This is a genomic window from Allobosea sp. P1_A7, from assembly GCF_056406775.1.
Map to the genome: position 1 here is coordinate 1 of NZ_JBFTZN010000634.1, position 1,270 is coordinate 1,270.

General features: G+C 58.6%; 1 protein-coding gene. It reads left to right on the forward strand.

Features of this window, described 5'->3' with window-relative positions:
- A partial coding sequence (locus tag AC1D34_RS38135) for a copper resistance D family protein (protein WP_476827101.1) occupies nt 1-558 on the forward strand: 558 nt, incomplete at its 5' end.
- Nucleotides 559-1,270: the final 712 nt, after the last annotated feature.

The following is a 1,270-nucleotide window of genomic DNA, read 5'->3' on the forward strand; positions in this document are numbered from 1 at the left end:
GAATATGGTTGTGTGCTCGTGCTTAAGCTGCTCTGGGTCGCTGTGCTGTTGGGGGCGGCGGTATGCAACCGGTACATGCTGACTGTTAAGGTCGTGGGAGGCGATATCCCCGCGAAGGCTCGGCTGCGGCGGGTGATTGCCACTGAGATCGTGCTTGGTCTGCTCATCTTTGGCACTGCCGCTATGTGGCGCTTCACGCCGCCGCYACGGGTCCTCGCGCAAATATCTGCCCAACCGGCGTCTGCGCACATCCATACCCCCAAGGCCATGGTCGATATCAGGCTGACGCCGGGCCGGGTTGGGCTCGCAAGCCTTTCGTTGAAACTGCTCGATCGCAGCTTCGAAGCTTTGCGGGCCAGAGAGGTCACGGTCACCCTGTCCAATCCCGTGGCAGGAATCGAGGGGATCGAACGTCCAGCCTATCAGGCCGGTGATGGCACTTGGCGCGTCGACGAAGTGCTCGTTCCCATGCCCGGCCGCTGGAATATTGAATTCGAAATTCTGATCTCAGACTTCGAGATGCTTCGCCTTAGCACCACAGTCGAGGTCAAGCCGTGATCGGAGGCGTCGTCCGACTGCCTCGCATGCGTCACCGGGACCGTGAGGACGGTAGCAAAGACAACCGAGCGCTTAGCAAGCGGCTCAACCGGAGAGGTTCTAGGCTCCTCAACGTCACTGAAAGATTTGTGAGGCATCTACCGCATCGAGCAAACGTTCCGAATGTCGCCAGGGGGACGGGAAACCACGTTTGGCTATCCGCTCGTAGCTACCGATTGGGATGTCTGCTTCTCGGCAGTTGAAAGGTAACTATAGGCGCTCCGAGATTGCGTCACTTGGTCCAACGCGGGTGTTTCATGGCAAGAATGGGCGCGTCGCAAGCCTGCACACTTACTAAAGGATTCTCCGCCGAACGTGTATGTCGAGCTGATTTCTGCGCTTGACACGTTCCGCTGAACTTCAGCCTTTGATGGTTGTTCCATCCTAAAGAAGATGACAGGTGTGCCGCAGTCGTCTGCGGGTCTTCCGAGCGACCATCCTACCGGATCGAATGCCTGCAGCAGGGGGGATTGCCTATCTCGCCGGCCTGCATATTGTTGGGTAACTTCTTGACAATGCCGGATACCAATCTGGCGGCTCTCGACAAGTATTCACTGGCTGACGCGGTCCGGATTTCGACCTTCCGGTCCCTCTCTCGAGCACCGCGAGCCGCGCTGTGTGATGACCGGGGGGAGAGCGAATGGTTGCCGGGCTGACTGTCGCAGAACGCCAG